Annotated in this window: 1 protein-coding gene and 1 pseudogene; one reads left to right on the forward strand and one right to left on the reverse strand. The window is 72.8% G+C overall.

Annotation, left to right across the window (positions count from 1 at the left end; genetic code table 11):
• Window positions 1–311: 311 nt before the first annotated feature.
• A complete protein-coding gene (locus tag ND748_RS31320; protein ID WP_251749908.1) occupies window positions 312–947 on the reverse strand; it encodes a hypothetical protein in 636 nt (211 codons plus the stop codon).
• Window positions 948–1298: 351 nt separating this feature from the next.
• Between ND748_RS31320 and ND748_RS31325 the strand changes: the two are divergent.
• Window positions 1299–1758, forward strand: a pseudogene (locus ND748_RS31325) (hypothetical protein); the annotation flags it as partial.

A 1758-nucleotide genomic window follows, 5' to 3' on the forward strand; every position in this document is an offset into this window, starting at 1 on the left:
GGCGTCGCCCGTCGGGGCCGCGGCCGCGACGGGGGTGACCGCGCCGAGTGCGAGTGGAGCGGTGGCCCCGGCCAGCGCGGCCAGGCGGATGAATGTCCTGCGGTCGTTCGGCACGCGGCTTGCCTCCCCAGTTCGCCCGACGGAGGACCTGGCGTTCTCCACCGCGCGATTACCCTATGAAGTTGAATGGTGGCGCTGGGTTGTAGTGCCGTCAATCAGCGACACGCCTCGGTAGTCGGTGGGACGGCTGCTGACCGGTGGGACGGCTGCTGGCCGGTGGGACGGTTGCTGGCCGGTGGGACGGGTGGCGGTCAGTGGGAGCGGGCGGCGGTCAACCGTGGCAGCAGGGCGCCGACCGCGAAGCAGGTGGCGGCCGCGATGACGGTCAGCGAGACGTCGACGGCGGTGGTGGGCGACAGCAGGCGGGTCGCGGAGAGGGCGAAGACGCCGAACAGCCCGACCGCGCAGCCGGCCGGCAGGAACCGTAGTCCCCGCAGCCACCAGGTGGCCGGCGCGGCGTGCCGGCCGAGCGGCAGCAGCGCGACCGCCCACAGCAGCCCCATCAGGACCAGCAGGCCGAGCCCGAACAGGCCGTAGATGGACAGCAGTGAGCCGTGCACGCTCGCGGTTCCGGTCGCCTTCGCCACGGTGTGCAGATCGGTGTCGCGCAGTGCCACCTCGACCGGCATCAGCCCGGTGGCCCGCCCGTCCAGGTCCCGGATGTCGAGATCGACCGTCCAGTTCGCCGAGCCACGGGCCGGCACCGTCGTGTGGACGCGGGTGTCGTAGTCGAAGAAGGTCAGGCCCAGCACGGTGCCGCTCAGCCGCACCGAGTCGACGTTGACGTTCGACCGGCTCAGGTTCTGCACGCCGACCACCACTCGGGCTACCGCGCCGGCGTCGAGGACGAGGTCGCCCCGGCCGAGCGGCTGGCCGTCGACGGTCACCGTCAGCTCCACGCCACCCCCCGGGGCCGCACGGGCGGCGGGTATCGGGGACAACATGAGCCAACCGAGGCACGCCGCCAGGCAAACAGTGCTAAGAATTCTTTCCCGAGCCGGCCGTGCGGTCGGCATTGCGATTGTCACTACTTCCCCCCGCGACCGGGATGTGCGGCCGGTCGGCTGTTATTCTAACGATCGTCGTATGTGGGACTTCCGCCAAACGTGCATCACGTGTTTTCGCGGGTCGTGGGGACGGGCCGGCCTCAGCGTGTTGCCGGTCGCACCCGGGGGGGCGCACTGGTGTCTGGCCATCGATCGGCTGACCGGCTCATAAGGCGGTCGCGGCGCGGTGTCGTGCCGACCGTCTTTCTCAGCGTTCTGCTCCTTTGCGCGGGAGCGGGGGTGGCCGGTGGCCTGGCCGGGCCACCCCGGCTGGCCGGGGTGAACGTCGCAGCGACGGGTAGCGACGCGTCGCCGCATTCCGCCGGCGCGCAGGATTCGGTCGCCGCGACGGATTCGGCCAGCGCGCCGCATTCGGCCGATTCGCCGGGTTCCGGTGCTTCCGGGGGCGTCGCCACCGGCGTGGGTTCGACCGGTGGCTCCGCCGCGGGTGACCCGGGCCCTGGCAGCGCGGCCACGACGAACGGCGCAACCAACGGCGGCGGGTCCGGCGGCACATCCACCGGCGACGGCTCGTCGAGTGCCCACTCCCCGGCGGGCGATCCGCCGGGTTCCGGCGGCCCGACCTCGGTGCCGGCGACCTCAGTGCAGGCGACCTCGGTGCCGGCGACCACGCAGCCCGCGCCGCCCGCGC

It is taken from the genome of Frankia sp. AiPs1 (assembly GCF_023716945.1).
Lineage (GTDB): Bacteria > Actinomycetota > Actinomycetes > Frankiales > Frankiaceae > Frankia.